Source organism: Corynebacterium sp., from assembly GCF_012837295.1.
Lineage (GTDB): Bacteria > Actinomycetota > Actinomycetes > Mycobacteriales > Mycobacteriaceae > Corynebacterium.
In genome coordinates this window covers 1-2,126 of the sequence record NZ_DURI01000202.1, presented here as the reverse complement: position 1 = coordinate 2,126, position 2,126 = coordinate 1, and the positions used below count along the sequence as shown (strand labels likewise).

The 2,126-nt window shown below is 65.4% G+C and carries 1 protein-coding gene; it reads right to left on the bottom strand.

Annotation, left to right across the window (positions count from 1 at the left end):
• Window positions 1-480 precede the first annotated feature (480 nt).
• On the bottom strand, window positions 481-1,917 hold the full coding sequence (locus tag GX015_RS06685) for a nucleobase:cation symporter-2 family protein (RefSeq protein WP_291343780.1): 1,437 nt from the start codon (window positions 1,915-1,917) through the stop codon (window positions 481-483).
• Window positions 1,918-2,126: the final 209 nt, after the last annotated feature.

Sequence of the window (2,126 nt, the reverse complement as noted above, 5' to 3'; positions counted from 1 at the left end):
GTCGTCGCCTTGTCCCCGTTGGGGGATGGGGCGGCGGCCTTCGTCGTTTGTGTGTGGAGCTGTTGTTGGTGTCGTTGCCCCTTGTGTGGGGTGCGGCACCGACAACAGCTCCATTCGCATTTCCAGAATCAATCAAGGGGAGCCTTCTTCGCCCGTCATTTGATTCTCTTCGGAGGATTTGAAGATGGCCGGGGAGGCTCCCCTTTTTCGTGCTCTCGGCGATGGCCGTCGTCAATGACTGAGTCCCGCGTCCCGCCTCCGGAGACTACTATTCTGCGTCCCACGTTCTCGACATCGTCTTGTGGTCCAGACTGCGTCATGAACGAAGCGCGGATCGCATGGCAGCTGGAGCTCGTGCTGGATCGGCCATTCTGCCGCTCTCGATCGAAGTGGAGACCGCCGGCATGGGGAATGAAAAGGGCCCGCCCCATCAACGATGGAGCGGGCCGTTCAGGGGAGACCGTGGGCGTCGTAAAGCAATCAGGAACGCTCGGAGGGGACGTCGCCCCAGCCATCATGATCCTTGTCGTGCGAATTGATGCCGCCGCGGAAGGTGTCGTGCACGGTGTACTCGGCGGAATGGGGAGCTCGCTCGCCGGTGTTGAACGCGAGATTGAGCAGGATCGCGGCGACCGCGCCGATGCAGATGCCCGAGGCCATGAAGGTCTGGGCCCACGGCGGCAGCTGCGTGAAGAGGTCGGGGGCGACGGCCGGCAACAGCGCGAGGGCGAGTGGGACGCCGACGACGATGACGTTGGATTCCGTGAACTTCACTTTCGACAGCGTCCGCACGCCCGAGGCCGCCACCATGCCAAACAGCGCGATGCCGGCGCCACCGAGCACCGGAGCGGGGATGGCGGCGACCAGCGCGGCGGTCTTCGGGATGAGGCCGAGGACGACCAGCATGCCGCCGGCGACCGCGGTGACCCAACGCGAACGCACGCCGGTGATCGACAGGACGCCGATGTTCTGGGCGAAGGCCGTGTACTGGAAGGTATTGAAGATGCCGCCGACCACCGTGGCGGCGCCGTCCGCTCGGAGCGTGTCCGCGATGCGGCGATCATCGACCTCGACGTCGGTGATCTCGCCGATGGCCAGGACGTCGCCCGTGGCCTCGACCATCGTCACCAACGACACGATGCACATGGCGAAGATGGCGGCGAACACGAACTCCGGGAGACCGAAGTAGAACGGCGTGGTGAGGCCGAAGAGCGGCGAATCGGCGGTCGTGGACCAGTCGACCATGCCGAGGGGGATGCACACGACGAGGCCGGTCAACATGCCCACCAGCACCGCGATGCGCGAGAGCCACGCCGGGCCCCACCTGTCGATGACGAGGATGAGGGCGAGGACGCCGAAGGCCACGGCGAGATTCTGGGCCGTGCCGTAGGCCTCCGTCCCCTTCAACTCTGCGCCGCCGCCCACCCAGTCCGCCGCCACCGGCATCAGCGTCGTGCCGATGATGAGGAGAACCGTGCCGGTGACCAATGGCGGGAAGAAGCGGAGGAGGGACGCGAAGAGAGGGGCGAAGAGCATCATGAAGATGCCCGAGGCGATGACCGATCCGTAGATGGCCGGCACCCCGTACTGGGAGCCGATGGTGACCATGGGGATTGCGGCCGAAAAGGTACAGCCCTGGATCAACGGCAGGCGGACGCCGAAGCGCCAGATGCCGATCGATTGGACGATCGTCGCCAGGCCGGCGACGAAAAGATCGGCGGCGATGAGGTGGGGGATGTCGGAGGGCTGCATCTTGCCGGCGTCGACGAGCGCCCAACCGACGAAGAGGGGGACCGCCACCGCGCCGGCGTACGCGGCGAGAACATGTTGGAAGCCGAGCAGCAGCGCCTTCGCGTGGCCCGGATACTGATCTACTGGATGGACCGCGGCTGGGGCCGCGACGTTCGAGGTGCTCACGAATCGAGCCTACGCCCGGGGTGAACGAACGGTAAACTTCAGCGTTTCCATGTCGTGACCAGGCGTTTTGTTGTGAGTCGAGCCCGTGTGTAGTGTTACCGGGGCAAGCGAGACGCCGGGACGGTGCCTGCAAGGGCGCTGATCATGGTGGGTTGTTTGCGGGGAGTTCACCTCCTGGTCGGGCCGAGTTTGACTTGGGTCCGGCGGGT